Source organism: Cellvibrio sp. pealriver (assembly GCF_001183545.1).
In the GTDB taxonomy this organism is placed as follows: Bacteria; Pseudomonadota; Gammaproteobacteria; order Pseudomonadales; family Cellvibrionaceae; genus Cellvibrio.
The window spans coordinates 2,200,282-2,220,247 of sequence record NZ_KQ236688.1 but is presented as its reverse complement, the minus strand read 5'-3'; the positions used below and the strand labels follow the sequence as shown (position 1 = coordinate 2,220,247).

The following is a 19,966-nucleotide window of genomic DNA, read 5'->3' as shown; positions in this document are numbered from 1 at the left end:
TTTAGTTAGTGTAACCGTAAATACGCAAATTAATTTTTTGATTGTTAAATTCTACACCCTCTGCTTCTAATCGATACTTTTGTTCTTTGTACCCGGGAGAATTTTCCGGCATTGAAATTTTACCCTGCGCGTTAATAACCCTGTGCCAGGGGAGTCCGGTGTTTTCGGGTAAGCCACAAAGAACAGTACCTGCCAGGCGAGCGGCACCGGGTAGGCCTGCAAGCGCAGCCAATTGCCCATAGGTGATTACTTTGCCTGCCGGGATGGTCATCAGTGCGAGATAAATAGCCTCGCGATTTGAGCCTGAATTATTCATGGTGATTGCTATGTGTGATGAGGTTTTTTCATGTGGTTTGTGCGTACTTTATCCATTTAACCGGCAAGTTTACGCCGCTAAACCCTTGGAAACCTAAATTTACATTATTAACACTTCTGTGATTGCAGCTATAGCAAGAGGTTACTTTAATGACAAACGATTCCTGATTAAACCACTTCTCTTGCCAAATAGGTGGATTGTGCCCAAAACCTTATGGATTGTTTGTCTTTTGCTCTTGTCGTTTGCGCCCGGCAGTTATGCGGGAGTCGTTGAATTATTGAATGGCGACCGGTTTGAAGGTGAGCTGGTTAGTATTGATGCTGACTATTTATTGTGGCGATCCAAAAATTTTGGCGATCAAAACATCAAGAAAACCAATGTCAAAAATATTCAAACGGATGTTGCCTTGAAAATTAATGGCAACAACAATCCCTGCTATCTGGAACCAATGGATGCTGAATACTTGCGTTATCGCTGTGGCGAATCCGCTCCCGTGAAGCGGGCATCGCTGTTGCGAATTAAAACATTGATTCCCTACGATACTTACGTGCAAGACTCTTATGTGCATCATGGGCGTATCCATTTGTGGGGTGCTTATTCGCGCGGTAATGAAGTGCGCAACGAGTGGAATGCGCAAGGCGAAATTAATTTGAGACGCAATGATTTTCGTCATATCGTCAGTGGCGAGTTTGCGCGTGCTTCCTGGAATTACGCTACTGCGCAGGAGCGTTGGAATCTGCATTACTCACTGGATTGGTTTATGGGTGAACACTGGTTTTGGTATAACAGCTTATTGGTCGGGGCAGACCCCCAGCGTGGTATGAGCTCTTATGAGCGATTAGGCTCCGGCGCTGGCTACCAGTTTTATGAAAATAAAACGATGACCTTGGCACTTAAGTCGGGTCTGGCCTTACATGATGAATCTTATCAGTTGCCCGAGGGATTAACGGGTGATTATGTTTTGGACGATGATTTTGTTGCGTTGGGTGTCGCCTTGGATTTTCGTTATAACCTGCCTTGGGGTGTTGGGGTTTTTCATAACAATGAAGTGCTGCAATCTACCGAGGATGATCCCAATCTACAGCTAAAAACCTCAACAGGTTTGAGCTCCATGATCCTCAAACGTATTTATTCTGAATTTAAAATCGATTATTGGCTGGATAAAGACCCTCAGCCCGCCCGCCAACCGAAAGATACCCGCATGTCGCTGGGAGTGAGCTACAAATGGTAGACTGCCTGCACTGTCATTTTGGATTACTCTGATGCGCCTGCCGATTCTCCCACTCTTGTTGTTACCCTTTGTTGAGCTGTGGCTGATGATTGTTATCGGCGGCGAAGTTGGTGCGTTGGCGGTGATTGCCTGGCTGGTCGGGATGATTATTGTAGGGCTCAATTTGCTGCGTTATTTAGGTGCGTCCAGCATGTTGCGCGCAGCCCAAGGAGTTCGCAATGGCGGTGAGGTGCCCGCACAGTCGCTAGCCGACGGCTTATTCAAAGCCGTTGGTGCGGTACTGTTGATTATTCCCGGGTTTATCTCCGATGTCGTGGGGATACTTTGCTTTCTCCCTTGGGTGCGCAAATGGTTGCTTCGGCGCTGGATGGCGAAAATTGCCGCCAATAGTCAGGCTTTCGGCGCTAACCCCTTCGCATCGGGGGCTTTCAGACGCACATCGTCCGGCGGTTATCAGGCGGGTAATGTGTATGAGCATCAAGGGGCTGCACATACCAAAAGCGATCAAGCAGAAGATGCCATCCTGATTGATCAGCATCCCGAGTCATCTCCAAAGGATTCGCCTTCCGCAAAACCCTGAAATCTATTTGAGCCAGAATCCAGTCGCGCCAGAACCTATCCGGTACCGGAAATAGCTTAAAGCCTGAATATCATAAATTTTCTCTACCCTTCTGTTGAAATCCTTAAACCCAGCCCCACATAGATGTCACCGCTTTTAGGTCACCGCCCTTGTTAAGACCAAGGGGGGAAGCCCCTGTAAAACGGTGGCCTTAACTGATGGCCTTGAAACTTTTCAGGCCGTCCTTATATGTCATCACGCGGAATCACACTGCTCCACTCTTGATGTTGTGTTCATCTGTAGAGTACTGGGTGAGGGGTTTCGCGAGTGTTTAATCTGTTTTGTTAGGAGACAAAGTTCCATGAAAATTCGTCCGTTGCATGATCGTGTTGTAGTTCGTCGCAAAGAAGAAGAAACCAAAACCGCTGGCGGCATCATCCTGTCTGGCGCAGCGAAAGAAAAGCCGAATCAAGGCGAAGTGTTGGCTGTAGGCAATGGCCGTGTACTGGCGAGTGGTGAATTGCGTCCTCTGGATGTGAAAGTGGGTGATGTAGTGGTATTCGGCAAATACGCTGGCAGCGACACCATTACCATCGACGGTGAAGAGCTGGTCATCCTGAGTGAATCCGATATCAAAGCGGTTCTGGTGTAATTCGAACATCTGATTCGAATGCCAAAGAATTTAACGTGAAACCGCAACAGCCGGTTTCTATGTGTTAACAAAAGACTGTAGGAAGTGAAAATATGTCAGCTAAAGAAGTGAAATTTGGTGATAGCGCACGTCAACGTATGTTGGCTGGTGTAAATATTCTGGCCGATGCGGTTAAGGCGACTCTTGGTCCGAAAGGCCGTAACGTGGTGTTGGAAAAATCTTTCGGTGCTCCCACCATCACTAAAGACGGTGTTTCTGTGGCGAAAGAAATTTCCCTGAAAGACAAGTTCGAAAACATGGGCGCACAAATGGTGAAAGAAGTTGCGTCCAAAGCGTCTGACGATGCGGGTGACGGTACCACTACTGCAACTGTTCTGGCGCAAGCGATTGTTAACGAAGGTTTGAAATCTGTTGCGGCAGGTATGAACCCGATGGACCTGAAGCGCGGTATCGACAAAGCAATCACTGCTGCAGTTAAACACGTCCAGTCTATTGCTGTTCCTTGCGCTGACAGCAAATCTATCGCCCAAGTAGGTACTATTTCTGCTAACAGCGATGCGTCAGTGGGTTCACTGATTGCCGAAGCGATGGAAAAAGTAGGTAAAGAGGGCGTTATTACTGTTGAGGAAGGCACCAGCCTCGAAAACGAGCTGGATGTAGTAGAGGGTATGCAGTTTGACCGTGGCTACCTGTCTCCTTACTTCATCAACAACCAGGACAACATGAGCGTTGAGCACGATCATCCGTTCATCCTTTTGGTTGATAAAAAAATCTCTAACATCCGTGAATTGCTGCCGGTGTTGGAAGGCGTTGCCAAATCAGGCAAACCACTGGTGATTGTTGCTGAAGACGTTGAAGGCGAAGCCTTGGCAACTTTGGTAGTCAATAACATTCGCGGCATCGTAAAAGTTGCTGCGGTTAAAGCCCCCGGTTTTGGTGATCGTCGTAAGGCTATGTTGCAAGATATCGCCGTATTGACTGGCGGTACTGTGATTTCTGAAGAAGTGGGTTTGGATCTGGAAAGCGCAACTTTGGAGCACTTGGGTACTGCAAAACGCGTCACCATGAACAAAGACAACACCACTATTGTTGATGGTGCAGGTAACGCTGACGAGATCAAATCTCGCGTGCAACAAATTCGTGTACAAATCGAAGAAACTTCTTCTGATTACGACCGTGAAAAACTGCAAGAGCGCGTAGCTAAATTGGCTGGCGGCGTTGCGGTAATCAAAGTCGGTGCTGCTACCGAAGTGGAAATGAAAGAGAAAAAAGCACGCGTTGAAGACGCACTGCACGCTACCCGTGCAGCGGTAGAAGAAGGCGTGGTTCCAGGGGGCGGTACTGCTCTGATTCGTGCAGTTGCAGCTATCGCTGACCTGAAAGGTGACAACGAAGATCAAAACGCCGGTATCACCATCGCACGTCGTGCAATGGAAGCGCCTTTGCGTCAAATCGTTGCTAATGCTGGTGATGAGCCATCAGTCGTTGCTGATTCCGTGAAAAAAGGTACTGGCAATTTTGGCTACAACGCTGCAACTGGCGTATATGGCGATATGATTGAGATGGGTATTCTCGATCCAGCTAAAGTAACCCGCACTGCATTGCAAGCTGCTGGTTCTATCGCTGGTTTGATGATCACCACCGAAGCAATGGTTGCTGATTTACCTGAAGATAAACCAGCTGCTGGCCATGGCCACGACATGGGCGGCATGGGTGGTATGGGCGGCATGATGTAATCAATGCGCTCAATCGTTACGGCCCCTAGTGGGCCGTAATTGTTTTCAGCGATTGGTTTTCCCATTTTTTTGCAATAGCGAATTTTTAATAAGCGAGTCTGTGTTTAGTTGTTATTATCTGCTACCGGATTTTTTTAACAGAGATTGAATCTATACAACCGTGAACTAGGAGAAACATCATGGCTTTTGAATTACCTGCACTGCCTTACGCCAAAGACGCTCTGGCTCCACACATTTCTGCTGAAACCCTGGATTATCACCACGGCAAACACCACAAAGCCTATGTGGATAAACTGAACACATTAGTTCCAGGCACTGAATTTGAAGGCAAAAGTTTGGAAGACGTTATTAAATCGTCTGCTGGCCCTGTGTTTAATAACGCCGCGCAAATCTGGAACCACACTTTTTACTGGAACTGCTTGAGCCCTAATGGTGGCGGTGCACCAACAGGTGCAGTTGCTGATGCGATCACTAAAGCATTTGGATCTTTCGATAAATTCAAAGAAGATTTCACCAACTCTGCTATCAACAACTTTGGTTCTTCATGGACTTGGTTGGTGAAAAAAGCGGACGGTTCAGTTGCGATTGTGAATACCAGCAATGCTGCTACTCCGTTGACTGATGCATCCGTGACTCCAATTTTGACTCTCGATTTGTGGGAGCACGCTTACTACATCGACTATCGCAATTCACGTCCAAACTACATTGGCGCTTTCTGGTCTCTGGTGAATTGGGAATTCGTGAACGCTAACTACGCTAAATAAAGGCTAGTGCGATTTGCAGAAAAAACGGGCTTTAAGGCCCGTTTTTTTATAGCGAGAATAAAATGACTGGCCTATGTTTGTGTGGGCTACTGCTATAAAATGCGACCACATATTGTTCGCTGGTTAGCGAACTTTTCTCACTGCATCATCGAAGGTAACAGTTGTTATGGAACGCAGAGAACCCACATTATCGACGGGCGGAATGTCTGAGCCAGCAGAATCCCCGTCGCGTCGCTATCAAGAATCAGAACCTGATACGGCAAATCGCCCAACGCGCAGGTCTGCACCTGCTGCTCCCGCGTATGCTGCACCAGCGCCTTCCAGCAGTTTGCCTGCTATTGCGTTGGTGATTGCGCTGATTGCCGCTGCTGGTGCCGGGTTTCTTGGTTGGCAATTATTTCAGGCACAGGCGATGCTGAAGCAAGCCGATGTACGTATTCAGGGGTTGGAGCAACAGCTGAGTTTGACATCGGAAGAGTCGAGCGCGTCGGTGGTGACTTTACAATCCAATCTCAAAAAATTGGATACAGAAGTGCGTCGTATTGCAGGTTTGGTAGAGACCAACCGCAAAGCGATTGCTGCGAACACCGAAAAAACAACAGCCGTTACCCGTGATACTGCGAATGCACTGAAATTGGGTACAGATGCCAGAGCGGGAATTGCATCACTGAAGCAAGAAATTGCCGCTAATAAAGCAGTTGCCGACGCTGCCGCTGCGAAGATTGATGGTATGGCGACCAGTACCAGCCAGCAAACGCAAAGCGTGCAAAATCTGAAAGAGGCAGTGGATAAGATGCGTTTGGAAATGACGGCATTGGATACGTTAAATAGCCGTATGCGTAACAGCGAAGAAGCTATTTCTGCTATCGATGATTTCCGTCGCAGTACCAATCGCGAAATTCTGCAGATTAAACAACAGTTGAGTGGCGCACCAAAATAATCGCCAGTCCCACAGAGTTGTCTTTATTCTGGATGTGCAAAAAAGGGGATCGAGTCATCGATCCCCTTTTTTATTTATCAGGTCTAATAATTAGACCTGAGGTTAGCGTTTACTCGGTGCAGGGCAAGTAGAGTCGCGCACAATAAGTTGCGGATAAAAGCCTTCGCTTTCTACATCGCGTTTATTGCGGATGGTATCGATCAATAAATTGGTGGCGCGTTCTGCAATGGTCGGGTTAGGTTGCTGCGCTGTGGTCAGGTTTGGCCAGGCTTGACGTGAGAAGGGGCTGTCCTCGAACCCGACAATCGATAAGTGTTGCGGCACATCTACGCCTTGAATACGTGCTGCAAACAGGGTGCCTGCCGCAATTTCGTCGTTACATGCAAAGACTGCGGTCGCTTTTACAGCGGATGACAAGAGTTGGCGTGTGCGCTTCACGCCGGATTCAAACGAATATTCTCCGGGAACGATCAGTTTTTTATCAATCGGAAGTTTATTGGCTTTCAATGCGGCCTTGTAACCTTCCAAACGCTCAATACTCGATTTGTGCGTTTCTTCCCCCCCGAGAAAGGCAATGGATTTGTGCCCCAGATCAATCAGGTATTGGGTAATTTTATAGGCAGCTGTACGGTCATCGATGAAAATACAGGGGCCTTTTTTATCGGGCGGTTGTGAGCCAGACAAGATCCGTACAAATGGTAGCTTGCGCTTGCTCAGGGCCGATAATACTTCGGGCATTTCTGATATGGGCGGTGTTAATACCAGCCCGCCCACCTGGCTGCGGTCAATCATGTCGAGTACTTCATCGATAATTTCATCGGATTTTGAATCGCAGGGGTGAATGACCAACTCATACCCCTGACGACGGCACTCACCCAAAATCCCTTTTTGCATATCTATAACGTAGTTGCTGTTGGGGTTGTCGTAGATAAACCCGATAGAGGAGGCAGCTCCGCGCAGCAAACGTGCCGATAAATTGGGTTGGTAATTCAGCGCTTTGACCGCCTGCATGACTTTGTCTTGCAGCTCCTGGCCAACAGTTCCTTCTTTGTTGATGACTCGCGAAACGGTTTTGAATGATACCCCTGCTAACTTGGCGACATCTTTGATGGTGGCTTTGGATTTGGGCGCGAGTTTATCTGCACTGGTTTTCATAGATTATTAGGCTTTATGAGTCAAAGTGAGTAGGTATACCGTCGTGGTTGGCTGCTAGGGTAGAGCTTAGGCTATACAAGCGCAATAAGTTCTCTTGCACTCTTCTTTTATTCCTGCGAAGAGGTGCGGTGCTTGTAGGTGGTGCATGCAAGGATTTGCAAAGTACTTTGCGGTGCATAAAATGAAAATGGCACCATGGGATTGGTTAAGGAGCGCTGTATCGTGTACTGGGAGTACATCATTAGGTAGTTTGTGTTGTGACGGCACCGTTATGGGACGTTTGTATTCCATGTGGTGCATGACTACAAAAATAATGAGGTATCGCAATGAAATACTGGATTTACACTCTCTCTTTGTTTGGAACGCTTTTAGGATCATTGCCAGCGTCGGCCCAACATAGCCTTGAACAGTTATGGCAAACACCTGATTTGCCAACGCCCGAATCGGTTCTTTATGTTGCCGATAAAAATGATCCTTATCTTTTTGTATCCCTTATTGATGGAGAGGGTAATGTCGCCGATGGAAAAGGCGGTATTGCCAAGCTGGCTACCGATGGCTCGGTTATCGAAAAAGAGTGGCTTGTCGGGCTCGATGCTCCCAAAGGCATGGCGATATTTGAAGGCCGCCTTTATGTTGCCGATATCACTACGGTTGCCGTGATCGATATCAAAGAGCAAACGCTATTAAAGAAAATTCCAATTGAAGGTGCTGTATTTTTAAATGATGTGACGATCAATTCGACGGGGGTTGTCTACGTTTCCGATACGCGTACTAACAAAGTGCACCGGATTATTGATGATGTTCCCAGTCTCTATCTGGAGAATGTAGCTAATGCAAATGGCCTGAAGGCATTTGGTCCCAGTTTGGTTGTCGGTGCAGGTCCTGAATTGTTGTTATTTGGTGCAGATAAAAAACCTCTGGTGCTTGCCAAAGGTTTTGCCCAAGGAATTGATGGTATAGAGATGTTGGCCAAGCGCGGTGAGTTTATTGTGTCTTGCTGGCCGGGGCTGGTGTATTACGTTTCCGGCGATGGCAAGATCCAGGTGTTGATCGATTCACAAGCGCAAAAAATCAATACCGCCGACATTGGCTACGACCCTAATACCAATCAGGTGTTCGTGCCGAATTTTTTCAAAAATACGGTGACTGCCTACCAGTTGGATTAACCGTTTACTTTTCGTTGACCGGTGCTGCCTGTTGGAATTGTTGCAATTGGGCGGCACTGGCTTCTGTCTGGAATTTATCTTTCCATTCCGCATAAGGCATTCCGTAAATGTGTGTGCGTGTATCTTCGTAATCCAATTCAATCGCTTCTTCTTTTGCCGCTGCGACATACCATTTGCTTAAACAATTGCGGCAAAAACCCGCGAGATTCATGAGATCAATATTTTGCACATCTTTGCGGCTATCCAAATGCTCCAGTAGGCGGCGAAATGTGGCGGCTTCCAGCGCTTGTTGGGTTGATGCGGGGAGTTGGTCAATCTTCATGGTGAATTACCTGTCGAGCCAGTGAGGAGTAATAGGACTTGTATTTTAGGATTATTCAGTGGTTTGTGGGTATCTCATTCGTCAGTGCTTACCGCTATCCAGAAAGCATTACGAGGGACGAGATACGATTAATTCACCATTTTCTTGATCCTCAAATCAACCTGCCTATACTCAAACCGTGCTGGTCATCATGTTATGGTCGAGTTGAATTTTATTTGATCGTTTTTGCCGCTTTAATCTAAACCTTTACCTGTTTGGGGGTTTTTGCGTGAATATTATTTTAGGGATTATTGTTGTCCTGGGTTGTGTGATCGGTGGGTTTGCGATCCACGGTGGTAATCCTATGGCGCTCATGTCACCTATTGAGGTGATGATTATTTGTGGTGCTTCCTTTGGGGCAATGATTATTGGTAATCCATTGTCAGTCACCATGGGGGTTATTAAATCTGCAGGGGCATTACTGACCCCATCCAAATTTAATAAAACGTTTTATCTGGAGATCCTGACCCTTCTATATGACATCCTCAATAAAACCCGTCGTGAAGGCTTGATGGCGATTGAAGGTGATATTGAAGAACCTGAAAGTAGCCCACTTTTTGCTAATTATCCGGAGATTATGAAAGATCACCATATTGTGGAGTTTATCTGTGATTACTTGCGCATTATGGTTGCGGGAAATATGGCACCGCACGAACTTGAGTCTTTGATGGAGCAGGAACTGGATGGGCATCATCAAGAAGCAGCGGTGATCCCGGGAGCAATTCAAAACGCGGCGGATGGTTTGCCTGGTTTCGGCATTGTGGCGGCGGTATTGGGTGTAATTATCACCATGGGAAAAATCGGCGGCCCACCGGGTGAAATCGGTGCGGCAGTTGCGGCAGCGTTGGTGGGTACCCTTCTGGGGATTTTGTTTGCCTATGGGTTTATTGCACCTTTTGCATCTTATTTAAGTGGTAAAAACCGTGATGAGTCACGTGCTTATGAATGTATCAAAGCGGTGTTGGTTGCATCGATGAATGGTGTTCCACCGCAGGTTGCAGTTGAGTTTGGCCGCAAAGTGCTGTTTCACAGTGTCCGCCCCAGCTTCAAAGAGCTGGAAGAACAATATCGCGCCAAGAGATAACTCATTAAGGCATTTGCAAGGTAATTGTCGATGGAAAAGGGCGCGAACCAGCAACCTCTTATTATCAAGAAGAAGAAAGGGCATGGGCATGGGCATCATGGTGGCTCATGGAAAGTGGCACTGGCAGATTTCATGACGGCGCTGATGGCGTTCTTTTTGTTGATGTGGCTATTGGGCAGTACATCACCTGAAGAGCAGAAAGCGATTGCGGCGCACTTCAATGATCCCGGCAGTAAATATGTTGTGGGAGAGGGGGGTGCTGATTTGGGGTTGATCAGTCAGGATAAACCGCTGGAAATGACACAGTCAGATAGCCCCAATGATGAGCGTGCCAATGACCAATCGGTAGCGCAGGATTTATCAGAAGAGCAGTTGCAAAAAGAAATTGAACGCATCGAAGCGCAACAACTGGAAGAACTGAAAAAACAATTGGAGACTGAAATCAATTCGTTGGATTCTGTATTCCAACAAATTAAAGACCAAATCCTGATTGATTTTACTGCGCTGGGTTTGCGTATCCAGATTGTTGATAAAGACCAGCGCCCTATGTTTGATGTAGGAAGCGCGAATTTGCAGAAGTGGTCATCGGATGTGTTGCACGCGCTCGCGCCGATTTTGAATAAGGTACAAAACAAAATCAGCGTTACCGGCCATACCGACTCAACACCTTACGGAGCAGGTGCGACTTACACTAACTGGGAGTTATCGGCTGACCGTGCCAATGCCGCGCGCAGAGCATTGCTGGAAGGTTCTTATCCCGAGGCTAAAGTGGCAACGGTACAAGGTATGGGATCAGCTGCGCCCTTGGTGATTGATAAACCCAACGAGCCAATCAATCGTCGTATCGCCATTATTGTGCTGAAAAAAGCAGTCGCTGATGCGCTTGGTAGTGGTGTCGGTATTGATAGCAGTCAACTGATGAAAAGCAGTGATACTTTTGCACCACCTGCGCCGGTTGAACCCGCACAACGGTTTTTATCGCCAGCGGAAGTTGACGATGCAATCGATGCTGCCAGCTCACAGTAGTACGGTAAATGTACGTTATTCGAAGATAAAAAAACGGGCTGGAAATCCAGCCCGTTTTTTTTATGGTTTTACGCATTATTAATTACTGGTGATGTCAGTAGTTAAGCATGATTAGTGCTGATGCGATTCCTTCGGTTTGTCACCCTTGCCCATGCGTTGCAGCACATGGGTTGCCATACCGCTCGCCAATTGCTGCTCACTCAGAAATATTTTGCCGATGTTTTCCTTCATCCACAAATCGGCTTCTTCTTCGTTGTGAGTACGGATCACAATTTCAATTTTAGGATTCAGTGTGCGTGCGGTTTCAACCATTTGTCGCACATGAAAAGTATTGGACGTTGCTGCAATGAGCATGCCTGCTTTGGCTATGTGCGCCTGGATCAATACATTCGGATCAGCGGCATCGCCACACACGGCCGGAATATTATTTTTACGCAGTTTCTCGACTATTTCGCGATTGGTATCAGCAACCACATAAGGGATTTGTTTTTCATCGAGCATGCGGGCAATACGGCGGCCTACTCGCCCGTAACCGACTAATACTGCTTGACCTGACAAAAATACTTCATCGGTGCTCATGGGTAATACGGCAAGAGGGTCGTCTCGCACTTCCAATTTGCGCGCAAAGGCTGAGTGCTTGAGTGCCAAATTGCGCAGTGGCTCCAGCAGAGTAAACATCAGCGAATTGAGTGCGATGGAAACCAATGCACCAGCCAGTATCAAGTTTTGTGCTTGAATATCCATCAAGCCCAAACTGATGCTCAATCCCGCCAAAATAAAGGAAAACTCACCGATCTGCGCCAGGCTCGCGCCGACAATCAACGCCGTGTTGAGTGGGTAGCGGAACACCAGCACCAGTGCTACAGCGGCGATGGTTTTCCCAAACATAATAATGGTCACCACAGCGAGCACTTTCAGCGGTTCATTGAGCAGTATGTGCGGATCAAAGAGCATGCCGACCGACACAAAAAACAATACTGCAAATGCATCGCGTAGCGGCAGTGAGTCATCGGCCGCGCGGTGGCTAAATTCTGATTCGCGCAACATCATGCCCGCAAAAAAAGCACCCAATGCGAAGGACACATCAAACAGCAGCGCCGAGCCATAGGCGACACCAACGGCAGTGGCAATAACACAGAGGCTGAATAATTCGCGCGAACCAGTGCCGGCCACCCACCAGAGTAATTTGGGCAGCAAGCGTTTGCCGACCACCAACATAAACACCACAAAGGCAGCCACTTTGCCCAGAGTAATCAAGAGTGCGACCGCGACATGCTGGTCATTGGCGACAGGTGCGAGGCCATCGGTAGCGGGAACTGTTCCCATAAGGCCAGCGATTACAGGCAGGAGTACCAGCACCATCACCATCACCAGATCTTCTACTATCAACCAACCTACGGCGATACGGCCATTAATGGTCTCAATCTGGTTGCGCGCTTCAAGGGCTTTTAGCAAAACCACCGTGCTGGCACAGGAGAGTGACAAACCAAATACCAGGCATTGCGCCAGATCCCAGCCCCAAAAATAGCCGGCACCGGCACCAAGCAGGGTAGCGATAGTGATCTGTAGCATTGCACCGGGCACGGCGATACGTTTTACCGCCATCAAATCGCCTACGGAAAAATGCAAGCCAACGCCAAACATCAACAGCATTACGCCAATTTCAGCGAGTTGGGCGGTGAGCGCCATATCGGCAACAAAGCCGGGGGTTGAGGGGCCAACAATAATACCGGCGATAAGGTAGCCGATGAGCGGCGGCAAGCGCAGACGCGCAGCGATAAACCCCAGAATCATCGCTAAACCGAGACCGGCCGCAATAGTTGTAATTAGGCTAATGTCATGTGGCATAAGCAGCTAAGTCCTTGATGAATGAGGCTTAACTATATTGGCTGAAATAAAAGTATGGCAAGCATTGAGCCGATATTTGCGTTTTTTTACCGCGCTATTTACATCTGGTGGATTGAATAGTTCCTGTCAGAGCCCCACTAAGTGCGAGCCGTAATTCGTAATATCCCCTAGCTAGTTCGTCATTCAAAGGAGAATGCCATGTTTTATGAGCTTACCGTGGTGCAATTTAGCAAAGCACTCAACAACCTCAATGCAATCCTCGACAAGGGCGCAGCTTATGCCGAAGCTAAAAAATTCGACGTATCAGTGCTGTTGAATTCCCGCTTGGCACCGGATCAATTCAATCTTATCCGTCAGGTACAAATTGCTTGCGATACCGCCAAGCTGGGTGTTGCACGTTTAACAGGAAAAGTGGAATCCGCACCGGTGCACCCGGATACTGAAACCAGCCTGCCGGAATTAAAAGCGCGTATCCAATCGGTGTTGGATTATCTTGCCGGATTCACACCGGACGATTTTGCCGGTGCGGCAGAGCGCCATATCAGCCAGCCACGTTGGGAAGGTAAATATCTCACCGGAACTGAATTTGCGATCCAGCATGCCATTCCAAATATTTACTTCCATGTCACGACTGCCTACGCAATTCTGCGCCACAACGGCGTTGATGTAGGCAAGAAGGATTATCTTGGAAGCATGCCTTACAAAAGCTAATATGGCGCGCTAACTCTCCTTATTTTTTCTAAGGATAGGATTGCCAATCAGTCTGCGTGTCGGCGGTAGTTGTAATGGTTACTGTCGGCACGCGAAGATAAAAAGAAATAAGGATGCGCGCCCATGTCTGAAGATCGTCTGGATATTTATTTACTGAATGAACCCCTGCCAGGAACCGAGCGTTCCGCACTGGTGCGCAATCTTGCCGCCACCTTTAAAAAAGATGTTCCCATCATTGAAAAGATGCTGCGTAAACCGCGCAGCCTGCTCAAAGCCAATGTTGATGCTGTCACCGCAGCCAAATACAAAAATGCTATCCACAAAGCGGGTGGGCAATGCGAGTTAGTTGCACATGGCGAGCAATTATTTCCTAGCGATGCGCTAAGCCCTGTCGCACCGCGGCCAGCATTAACGGTTGCGCCTGTTGAAGCGACGGCATTAACGCCTGCGGTCGATGCCTCATCTGCAGCGGAACCTGTGTCTGCTGCAGATACACGTGGCCAGCAAGCGCCATCACCTTATTCAGCGCCCGCAACTAATGCGCATCAGGAACGGGAATATTTTTGTTACAACTGCGGGCGCGGAATCGCAGCTGGCGTGGCGTATTGTCCTTATTGCCATGCAAAACAAGTGCAGCTCAATAGCAAAGACAAAGCGACCGCAGGGCTGCTTGCGTTTTTCCTGGGTGGGTTTGGTGTTCACCGTTTTTATCTGGGGCAGTGGTGGGGTGTTTTTTACCTGCTGTTCTGGGTTACCTGGATTCCCAGTATCGTGTCTTTTTTTGAAGCCTTTGTGTTTTGGTTTACATCGCGCCAAACATGGCAACAAAAATACGGGCAAGTACCCGCTGCCAGCACAGGATTCAAAGTCGCTATTGGCGTTGCGTGTTTTATTGGTTTTATATTTATTGTGGGAATTCTTGCGGCGGTTTCCCTGCCTGCGTATCAGGACTACACCGCGCGTTCCAAAGTGCATGCCGGTTTGCCGCTGGTAAACCAAACACGCGATAAAGTAACCGCAGTGATTCAGGAAAAAGAGTTTTATCCCAATGAAAATGTGTTGGCTGGTTTGCCTGATAACATCAGCAATGAATTTGTCAGCGCCATCACACTGAGTGAAGATGCACAAATGATTGTGGAGTTCCGCATTCCGCATTTGGAAAAAACCAGACAGAACATCATCATCTGGACACCGGTAGAAGAAGACGGCGACATTACCTGGAGTTGCCTGGGTGGATCTATGCCGGATAAATACCGTGTGCCTGAATGCCGCGGCGGTAGTGGTGCAGTGACAGTGCAACCGGAGACAGACCGCAATGCATTAAGAAAGCGTATGTACAGCGACGATAAACGTGTGTCCTTAACGGTGCCGGATAATTGGAAAGGTGACCGCAACTTGAATGATGTTGCGATTCTGGGTGTTTCCAATCAAATCGGTGAAGTTTATGCGATTGTGATCGATGACAATAAAAGTGATTTTGATGCGTCGCTCACGCGCAGTGATTATTTGGATATACACATTCGCAACATGGAAGAAACTGTGAAGGATTTTCATCGTGTAAGTACACCAACTGCAATGCAAGTTGGAGGCCTGCCTGCGGAGCAGCAAGTTGTGGCTGGCTTGTCTGAAAACGTAAAAGTGACTTATTTGTTGACGGCCATTGAAAGTGATAGCCATTTTTATATTGTTTATGCATGGACGTTAACGTCCCGTTTTGAACAAAACCGTGCCTTGCTAAATAAAGTCAGTGCGAGTTTCAGTGTAAAAAAACAAGGAGGTCAATAATGATTAATCCATATGAGGCACCACAGTCAGAATTAACGTCTGAAACAGGAGTGTTACGAAGGAAAATAGGCTGGAGAATATTTTTCTGGATATTTATGCCCTTGGTGTGCCTGTCACTTTGGTCTGTTTTTGCTGATGCAGGGTCCAGTATCGTCGATAAGTGCGGTGAATTGATTGTCTATACCATGATTACACTGGGTGTTTTTGGCTTTGCGCACAATAAAAAAATCATGTTTAGTAAGTTCTGGCGATATTTCATACCTTGTGCAATTGTTTGGGATGCTTATACGTTAATTACTCAGGACTGGAGTGTATTTTCTGAAAGCGATAATGCGGTATATATACTCATCTCAATAACACTCTTGTGTTTAGGTACGTTGCTGTTTCTGCAATATTACGCTTTATATCAATATGCTTTTCATTCCAAAGAAATCTGGGATAAATAATTGATAAAAATGGCGCTCAGTGAGCGCCATTTTTATTTACGATGTAAATAGATTGTTACTTGGCAATTTTCGCCTTTCTTGCCAGTTGTACAAACTCGGTGCGATAGCCGTACTCATCTTTGCCTTTATTGGCTTGCGCCAGTTCAATCACTTTGTCGTAAGTAAAATCACCGGCGTAGTGACTTCCCTTCAATAGTTGTGCAAAACCCGCAACAGCGATAGAGAAGTTCACTTCTTGTTGATAAACAGGATTTGCTTCGCGCAGTACATTTTTCTCGATAGCTGTTTCAATCAGTTTTGATTGGGTTGCGTCTGGCAATTTATAGCGTAAGCGCAAGAATGCGTATTCGCTATTTTTGCCTGCATCGGCTTTGTTTTCTTTTTGATAGCGGCTTTCTTCCAGTAATCCGCTTTTCGCGCCAACCGGGGTAATTTCATAAATGGCGGTAACACGTTGGCCTGCGCCAATTTCGCCAGCATCGACTTTGTCGTTACTAAAATCGTCGCGGTTAAGCGCGCGCGTTTCGTAACCAATCAGACGATATTCTTTCACCGTAGTTGGGTTAAATTCCACCTGGATTTTTACATCCTTGGCGATAGGAAATAAATTTGATGTCGCTTCGGTGACCAACACTTTTTGCGCTTCGCTGAGTGTGTCGATGTAGGCGGCGGTACCGTTGCCGTTTTGTGCCAGGGTTTGCATCATTTCGTCCTGATAATTACCCTGGCCAAAACCGAGTACGGATAAATAAATGCCTTTTTCGCGTTTGCGTTCAACAAAATCCTGCAATACTTCATCGCCGGTTTGGCCGACATTAAAATCGCCATCGGTGGCGAGAATAATGCGGTTTACGCCTTGCGCATTAAAATTGGCTTCCGCCAATTGATAGGCGAGCGCGATACCTTCTGCCCCCGCAGTGCTGCCCCCGGCTTGCAGATTATTTAATGCAGCAAGGATTTTGGTTTTTTCTTTTACCTTGGTGGGTTCAAGTACAGTGCCTGCGGCACCGGCATACACCACAATGGCAATAGTGTCGTCGGGTTTTAATGTATCCAACAACAATCCCATGGATTGTTTTACCAGCGGCAATTTGCTGGGCTCATCCATAGAGCCGGAGACATCCAACAAAAACACCAGATTCGATTGCGGGATTTCACTCGCCGCTAATTGATAACCCTGAATGCCGATGTGAATTAATTTATTACCTGGCTTCCACGGCGAATCCACTACTGTGGTGTATGTTGCAAACGGTGTTGTGCGGTCTTTGGGCGCAGGGTAGGCGTAATCAAAATAATTAATGAGTTCTTCGCTGCGCACCGCGTCCTTTTCGGGTAATTGACCCTCATTCAGTATGCGCCGCACAAAACTGTAAGAGGCAGTATCCACATCAATTGAAAACGTCGAGACCGGATTTTCGCTGGTGGCCACGACGGTGTTTTCTTTGAAATCTTCAAAACGATCGCGGAATTCTTGTGGCCGTTGCACGCGCACTTGATCAGCGTTTGGCGCAGCACTGACTAATGCTTCGCGCATTTCTATCGGCGCAACTGGCGCTGGTTTGGCGGCTGTTGCGGTTCGTCCCAATTCTTGTGAGCGCGCTAATGTTTGGCGAACGCCGGTGACAAGGATTTCCTCTTTGGCATCTTGCTCCTGCGGTGCAAGGCTTACCATGGGTTGCGATTCAGATTCCGGTTGGTTATCGCCAATAACAATCGGTTGGGATTTCTTGGCAGAATCCAATGCGATGGACTCGTGAAGTTGTTGCTCACCTGAGTGGATAACAAAATGTTGCGTAAACGTAAGCCCTGCAACAACGGCGAGACTGGAAGCCGCAATCGCGGAAAGCAGCGCAGGTTTTTGCCAAATAGAACGGTTGTCAACATTGGAATGGCGCATGGTGGTGCTCCCGTGGTGGTTGGTGTCACGGGTGAGACGCAGGCGCTGTAAAAATCCTTGGAGAAGATTGGATTTTTTTTCATCGACACCGGTTTCTGTTGTTGTCGATAAATCTTCCACCACTGGGTTGCTGCTGGATGATGCACCCTCTGGGGCGGTCTGCTGCGCATCAAACGCTGCCATCGCAGCCGCCATATGGCGTGCTTTGGTATTGGCATCCGGTGCGGGAATGGGTTGTTGCAAGTGCTGCTGCAGCTCATCGTCATTCATAGGCTGTTTGTTCATAGAGAGGCCTCCCAACGTCCATCGCGCGGTTGAACATGCTGGAGTTGTTTGCGGATTTCGTGGAGCCGCCAGGACACGGTAGATTCTTTGATTTGCAAGATGCTGGCAGCTTCGGCATGGGTTAGCCCTTCGGCGTGAACCAGAAGCGCGGTTTCCTTAAACCCCTCGGCGAGGGAGTCCAGCCACGTCAAAATCTGTTGCAAGTAAATGCCGGTTTCGGCGCTCTGGTCAGGGCGGGTTTCGTGAGTTAACTGGTCGATGTCATCATGCTGATGCCGCCTCTGGCTGCGTTGCCAGTCTTTGGCACAGTTAACGACCAATCGGTAAAGCCAGGTGCTGAATGCAGCATCAAAACGGAATTGGCCGATACTCTGTGCGAGTTTTATGCAGGCCTGTTGGGTGACATCGTCTGCATCGCTGCGATTACCGCACCAGCGGTAGGCAAAGCGATAAAGGGTGTCGTAATGGTCGTTTAAGACCTGCGCAAAGGCTGCGCGGTCACCCGCTTGCGCTGCTTTGATGAGTGCATCTGATGCTGGCGATACCATCCAGTGATCTCGTGTTGGCCGCAAGTGCGGTATATGAAAGCGAAGACATCGAGTTGCGCCACATAATTCTGTGGTTCATCTAAATAGACGGATTGCTGTGCCAAATCCTTGGGCGGTTTTTGTTTTATTTTTCTGGAGTGCTTTCAGATGGCGATTGCCAATTAATCTTGGGGACTAGCACACGGCGTTTTTGCAGCGCGCAAATTTGTTTGAACAACCACAGCCGCCAGCGTACCGCAAAGCTCGGCGTTAACCCACCTGCCAGAATAGAATTGATCGCCTGCGGCAGGCGCAGGGTTGGACGCGGCGACATAAAGACCTCGCAGGCTTCATCGTCGTAATAGGCATCGATCAGTTGGCGCATATAGCCAATCCGGTTTTTCATCGCGTTGGTATAGCGGGCGTAAAGCTTGGCCTCAGCGCGCGCAGATTTTGGTGATGTCAATGCGTCAGCGATTTCATCTGCTGCGAGTAAACCGGATTCAAGTGCGAGATAAACCCCCGACGAAAAAACCGGATCGATGAAACTCGCTGCATCACCTGCAAGCAAGCAGCGGTCGCGGCCAAAATCAGTATGGGAAAAGCTGTAATCAGATTCGATGCGATACTCGCCCACGGCGGTCGCATGCGCCATGGCATTGCTCAGGAAGGGCGATTCATTGACCTTACGCCAGAACAGGGATTCCCAGGATTCGCCTGTATGGCGGCCGCTATTTTTTTGCAGGACAACACCAACTGAGGTAACTGTGGGCGAGATGGGAATTGCCCAAAACCAGGCATCGCTCAGGCGCATGACGATGATGTCACCAGCCGCTTCGCCTCGATCGCGCACTACATGTTCAAAATGATTAAACACCGCCATACGCCCGGGGTAGGGCAAGGGGGATTTTTCCATCTTCATCGCTCGCCCCATCACGCAATGCCTGCCGCTGGCATCGATCACCCAATCGGCGGTGAAGGTGGCTGTTTGGCCTTGATGTTCGGCTTCGATGCGCCAATGGCCGCTGGTGCGGGATACCCGGGTAACACGGCTCTCCTCTTGAACCTGCGCCCCTGACTGCTGGGCGTGGCGAAGAAGAATGTCATCAAAGCGGGCACGTTCGACTTGATAAGTCATATCCAGGCCGGGAATCCAGCCTTGGGCAAATACATTGCGCACCGTACGCGAGCGGTCTGCCAGGGTGAATTGGGCACCGCGTTTTTCAATAAAACCTGCCGAGGTGATTTTGTCCCACACACCAATGGTTTTGAGTACATGGTTGCCGTTAGGCAGGAGGGATTCGCCAATATGGAAACGGGGAAACTTTTCGCGCTCCAGTACGAGTGCATCAATTCCTTTTTGCGCCAACCGGGAGGCGGCAACACTCCCGGCGGGGCCGCCGCCAATAATCACCACTTTATGATGTGGATATACAGGGGTGAATACAGGCAGCGCGAGAGAGGTCATTGTAAAGCC

The 19,966-nt window shown here is 48.3% G+C and carries 19 protein-coding genes; 12 read left to right on the top strand and 7 right to left on the bottom strand.

What is annotated here, in order from left to right; genetic code table 11:
* Window position 1: 1 nt before the first annotated feature.
* Window positions 2-316, bottom strand: a complete 315-nt coding sequence (locus VC28_RS09645; protein ID WP_049630452.1) for an MGMT family protein — start codon at window positions 314-316, stop codon at window positions 2-4.
* 199 nt (window positions 317-515) lie between these two features.
* On the opposite strand from VC28_RS09645, the gene VC28_RS09640 reads away from it, so the two are divergent.
* From VC28_RS09640 to VC28_RS09615, 6 genes are all read left to right on the top strand, one after another.
* Window positions 516-1,547, top strand: a complete 1,032-nt coding sequence (locus VC28_RS09640) for a DUF481 domain-containing protein (RefSeq protein WP_049630451.1) — start codon at window positions 516-518, stop codon at window positions 1,545-1,547.
* Window positions 1,548-1,578: 31 nt separating this feature from the next.
* Window positions 1,579-2,127 (top strand): FxsA family protein, encoded by a 549-nt coding sequence (locus VC28_RS09635; RefSeq protein ID WP_049630450.1) that lies wholly within the window; start codon window positions 1,579-1,581, stop codon window positions 2,125-2,127.
* Window positions 2,128-2,467: 340 nt separating this feature from the next.
* On the top strand, window positions 2,468-2,758 hold the full coding sequence (locus VC28_RS09630; protein ID WP_049630449.1) for a co-chaperone GroES: 291 nt from the start codon (window positions 2,468-2,470) through the stop codon (window positions 2,756-2,758).
* Between the two features lie 92 nt (window positions 2,759-2,850).
* Complete coding sequence (gene groL, locus VC28_RS09625; protein WP_049630448.1) at window positions 2,851-4,494, top strand: chaperonin GroEL; 1,644 nt, start codon at window positions 2,851-2,853, stop codon at window positions 4,492-4,494.
* 179 nt (window positions 4,495-4,673) lie between these two features.
* Window positions 4,674-5,258, top strand: coding sequence for a superoxide dismutase (locus VC28_RS09620; RefSeq protein WP_049630447.1), 585 nt, complete (start codon window positions 4,674-4,676; stop codon window positions 5,256-5,258).
* Window positions 5,259-5,424: 166 nt separating this feature from the next.
* Window positions 5,425-6,198 (top strand): hypothetical protein, encoded by a 774-nt coding sequence (locus VC28_RS09615; RefSeq protein WP_049630446.1) that lies wholly within the window; start codon window positions 5,425-5,427, stop codon window positions 6,196-6,198.
* Between the two features lie 102 nt (window positions 6,199-6,300).
* Here the strand turns inward: VC28_RS09615 and VC28_RS09610 are convergent, their stop codons facing one another.
* Window positions 6,301-7,353, bottom strand: a complete 1,053-nt coding sequence (locus VC28_RS09610; RefSeq protein WP_049630445.1) for a LacI family DNA-binding transcriptional regulator — start codon at window positions 7,351-7,353, stop codon at window positions 6,301-6,303.
* Between the two features lie 326 nt (window positions 7,354-7,679).
* Between VC28_RS09610 and VC28_RS09605 the strand changes: the two genes are divergently transcribed.
* Window positions 7,680-8,519: an NHL repeat-containing protein gene (locus tag VC28_RS09605; protein WP_082191481.1), complete on the top strand. Its 840-nt coding sequence runs from the start codon at window positions 7,680-7,682 to the stop codon at window positions 8,517-8,519.
* Window positions 8,520-8,523: 4 nt separating this feature from the next.
* Here the strand turns inward: VC28_RS09605 and VC28_RS09600 are convergent, their stop codons facing one another.
* The gene (locus VC28_RS09600) at window positions 8,524-8,841 is read right to left on the bottom strand and encodes a DUF1244 domain-containing protein (RefSeq protein ID WP_049630444.1); all 318 of its coding nucleotides are present in this window, start codon (window positions 8,839-8,841) and stop codon (window positions 8,524-8,526) included.
* Between the two features lie 268 nt (window positions 8,842-9,109).
* Here VC28_RS09600 and motA point away from each other — a divergent pair, with 268 nt between their 5' ends.
* Window positions 9,110-9,964 carry a flagellar motor stator protein MotA gene (gene motA / locus VC28_RS09595; protein WP_049630443.1) on the top strand — a complete coding sequence of 285 codons (855 nt, stop codon included), beginning with the start codon at window positions 9,110-9,112 and terminating at the stop codon, window positions 9,962-9,964.
* Between the two features lie 30 nt (window positions 9,965-9,994).
* Window positions 9,995-10,990 carry a flagellar motor protein MotB gene (motB, locus tag VC28_RS09590; protein WP_049630442.1) on the top strand — a complete coding sequence of 332 codons (996 nt, stop codon included), beginning with the start codon at window positions 9,995-9,997 and terminating at the stop codon, window positions 10,988-10,990.
* Between the two features lie 111 nt (window positions 10,991-11,101).
* Here motB and ybaL read toward each other — a convergent pair whose 3' ends face one another.
* Window positions 11,102-12,838: a cation:proton antiporter domain-containing protein gene (ybaL, locus tag VC28_RS09585; RefSeq protein ID WP_049630441.1), complete on the bottom strand. Its 1,737-nt coding sequence runs from the start codon at window positions 12,836-12,838 to the stop codon at window positions 11,102-11,104.
* Between the two features lie 198 nt (window positions 12,839-13,036).
* On the opposite strand from ybaL, the gene VC28_RS09580 reads away from it, so the two are divergent.
* The 3 genes from VC28_RS09580 to VC28_RS09570 all read left to right on the top strand — a co-directional run bounded on the left by VC28_RS09580 (window position 13,037) and on the right by VC28_RS09570 (window position 15,780).
* Entirely contained in the window at window positions 13,037-13,549 is a 513-nt protein-coding gene (locus tag VC28_RS09580) for a DUF1993 domain-containing protein (protein ID WP_049630440.1), read from the top strand.
* A 123-nt stretch (window positions 13,550-13,672) separates the two neighbouring features.
* Complete coding sequence (locus VC28_RS19555; RefSeq protein WP_082191480.1) at window positions 13,673-15,334, top strand: NINE protein; 1,662 nt, start codon at window positions 13,673-13,675, stop codon at window positions 15,332-15,334.
* Window positions 15,334-15,780 (top strand): hypothetical protein, encoded by a 447-nt coding sequence (locus tag VC28_RS09570; RefSeq protein WP_049630439.1) that lies wholly within the window; start codon window positions 15,334-15,336, stop codon window positions 15,778-15,780. Before VC28_RS19555 ends, VC28_RS09570 begins: the two co-directional genes overlap by 1 nt.
* Before the next feature lie 55 nt (window positions 15,781-15,835).
* Here VC28_RS09570 and VC28_RS09565 read toward each other — a convergent pair whose 3' ends face one another.
* From VC28_RS09565 to VC28_RS09555, 3 genes are all read right to left on the bottom strand, one after another.
* Entirely contained in the window at window positions 15,836-17,962 is a 2,127-nt protein-coding gene (locus VC28_RS09565) for a vWA domain-containing protein (RefSeq protein WP_049630438.1), read from the bottom strand.
* The gene (locus VC28_RS09560) at window positions 17,959-18,510 is read right to left on the bottom strand and encodes an RNA polymerase sigma factor (RefSeq protein WP_049630437.1); all 552 of its coding nucleotides are present in this window, start codon (window positions 18,508-18,510) and stop codon (window positions 17,959-17,961) included. The genes VC28_RS09565 and VC28_RS09560 overlap by 4 nt, the downstream gene beginning before the upstream one ends.
* 124 nt (window positions 18,511-18,634) lie before the next feature.
* Window positions 18,635-19,957 carry an NAD(P)/FAD-dependent oxidoreductase gene (locus VC28_RS09555; protein WP_049630436.1) on the bottom strand — a complete coding sequence of 441 codons (1,323 nt, stop codon included), beginning with the start codon at window positions 19,955-19,957 and terminating at the stop codon, window positions 18,635-18,637.
* Window positions 19,958-19,966 lie beyond the last annotated feature (9 nt).

Coding starts and splice junctions, on each gene's coding strand:
- VC28_RS09645 (WP_049630452.1), bottom strand. CDS start 316: ATGAATAATTCAGGCTCAAATCGCGAGGCTATTTATCTCGCACTGATG.
- VC28_RS09635 (WP_049630450.1), top strand. CDS start 1,579: ATGCGCCTGCCGATTCTCCCACTCTTGTTGTTACCCTTTGTTGAGCTG.
- VC28_RS09630 (WP_049630449.1), top strand. CDS start 2,468: ATGAAAATTCGTCCGTTGCATGATCGTGTTGTAGTTCGTCGCAAAGAA.
- groL (WP_049630448.1), top strand. CDS start 2,851: ATGTCAGCTAAAGAAGTGAAATTTGGTGATAGCGCACGTCAACGTATG.
- VC28_RS09620 (WP_049630447.1), top strand. CDS start 4,674: ATGGCTTTTGAATTACCTGCACTGCCTTACGCCAAAGACGCTCTGGCT.
- VC28_RS09615 (WP_049630446.1), top strand. CDS start 5,425: ATGGAACGCAGAGAACCCACATTATCGACGGGCGGAATGTCTGAGCCA.
- VC28_RS09610 (WP_049630445.1), bottom strand. CDS start 7,353: ATGAAAACCAGTGCAGATAAACTCGCGCCCAAATCCAAAGCCACCATC.
- VC28_RS09605 (WP_082191481.1), top strand. CDS start 7,680: ATGAAATACTGGATTTACACTCTCTCTTTGTTTGGAACGCTTTTAGGA.
- VC28_RS09600 (WP_049630444.1), bottom strand. CDS start 8,841: ATGAAGATTGACCAACTCCCCGCATCAACCCAACAAGCGCTGGAAGCC.
- motB (WP_049630442.1), top strand. CDS start 9,995: ATGGAAAAGGGCGCGAACCAGCAACCTCTTATTATCAAGAAGAAGAAA.
- ybaL (WP_049630441.1), bottom strand. CDS start 12,838: ATGCCACATGACATTAGCCTAATTACAACTATTGCGGCCGGTCTCGGT.
- VC28_RS09580 (WP_049630440.1), top strand. CDS start 13,037: ATGTTTTATGAGCTTACCGTGGTGCAATTTAGCAAAGCACTCAACAAC.
- VC28_RS19555 (WP_082191480.1), top strand. CDS start 13,673: ATGTCTGAAGATCGTCTGGATATTTATTTACTGAATGAACCCCTGCCA.
- VC28_RS09570 (WP_049630439.1), top strand. CDS start 15,334: ATGATTAATCCATATGAGGCACCACAGTCAGAATTAACGTCTGAAACA.
- VC28_RS09565 (WP_049630438.1), bottom strand. CDS start 17,962: ATGAACAAACAGCCTATGAATGACGATGAGCTGCAGCAGCACTTGCAA.
- VC28_RS09560 (WP_049630437.1), bottom strand. CDS start 18,510: ATGGTATCGCCAGCATCAGATGCACTCATCAAAGCAGCGCAAGCGGGT.
- VC28_RS09555 (WP_049630436.1), bottom strand. CDS start 19,957: ATGACCTCTCTCGCGCTGCCTGTATTCACCCCTGTATATCCACATCAT.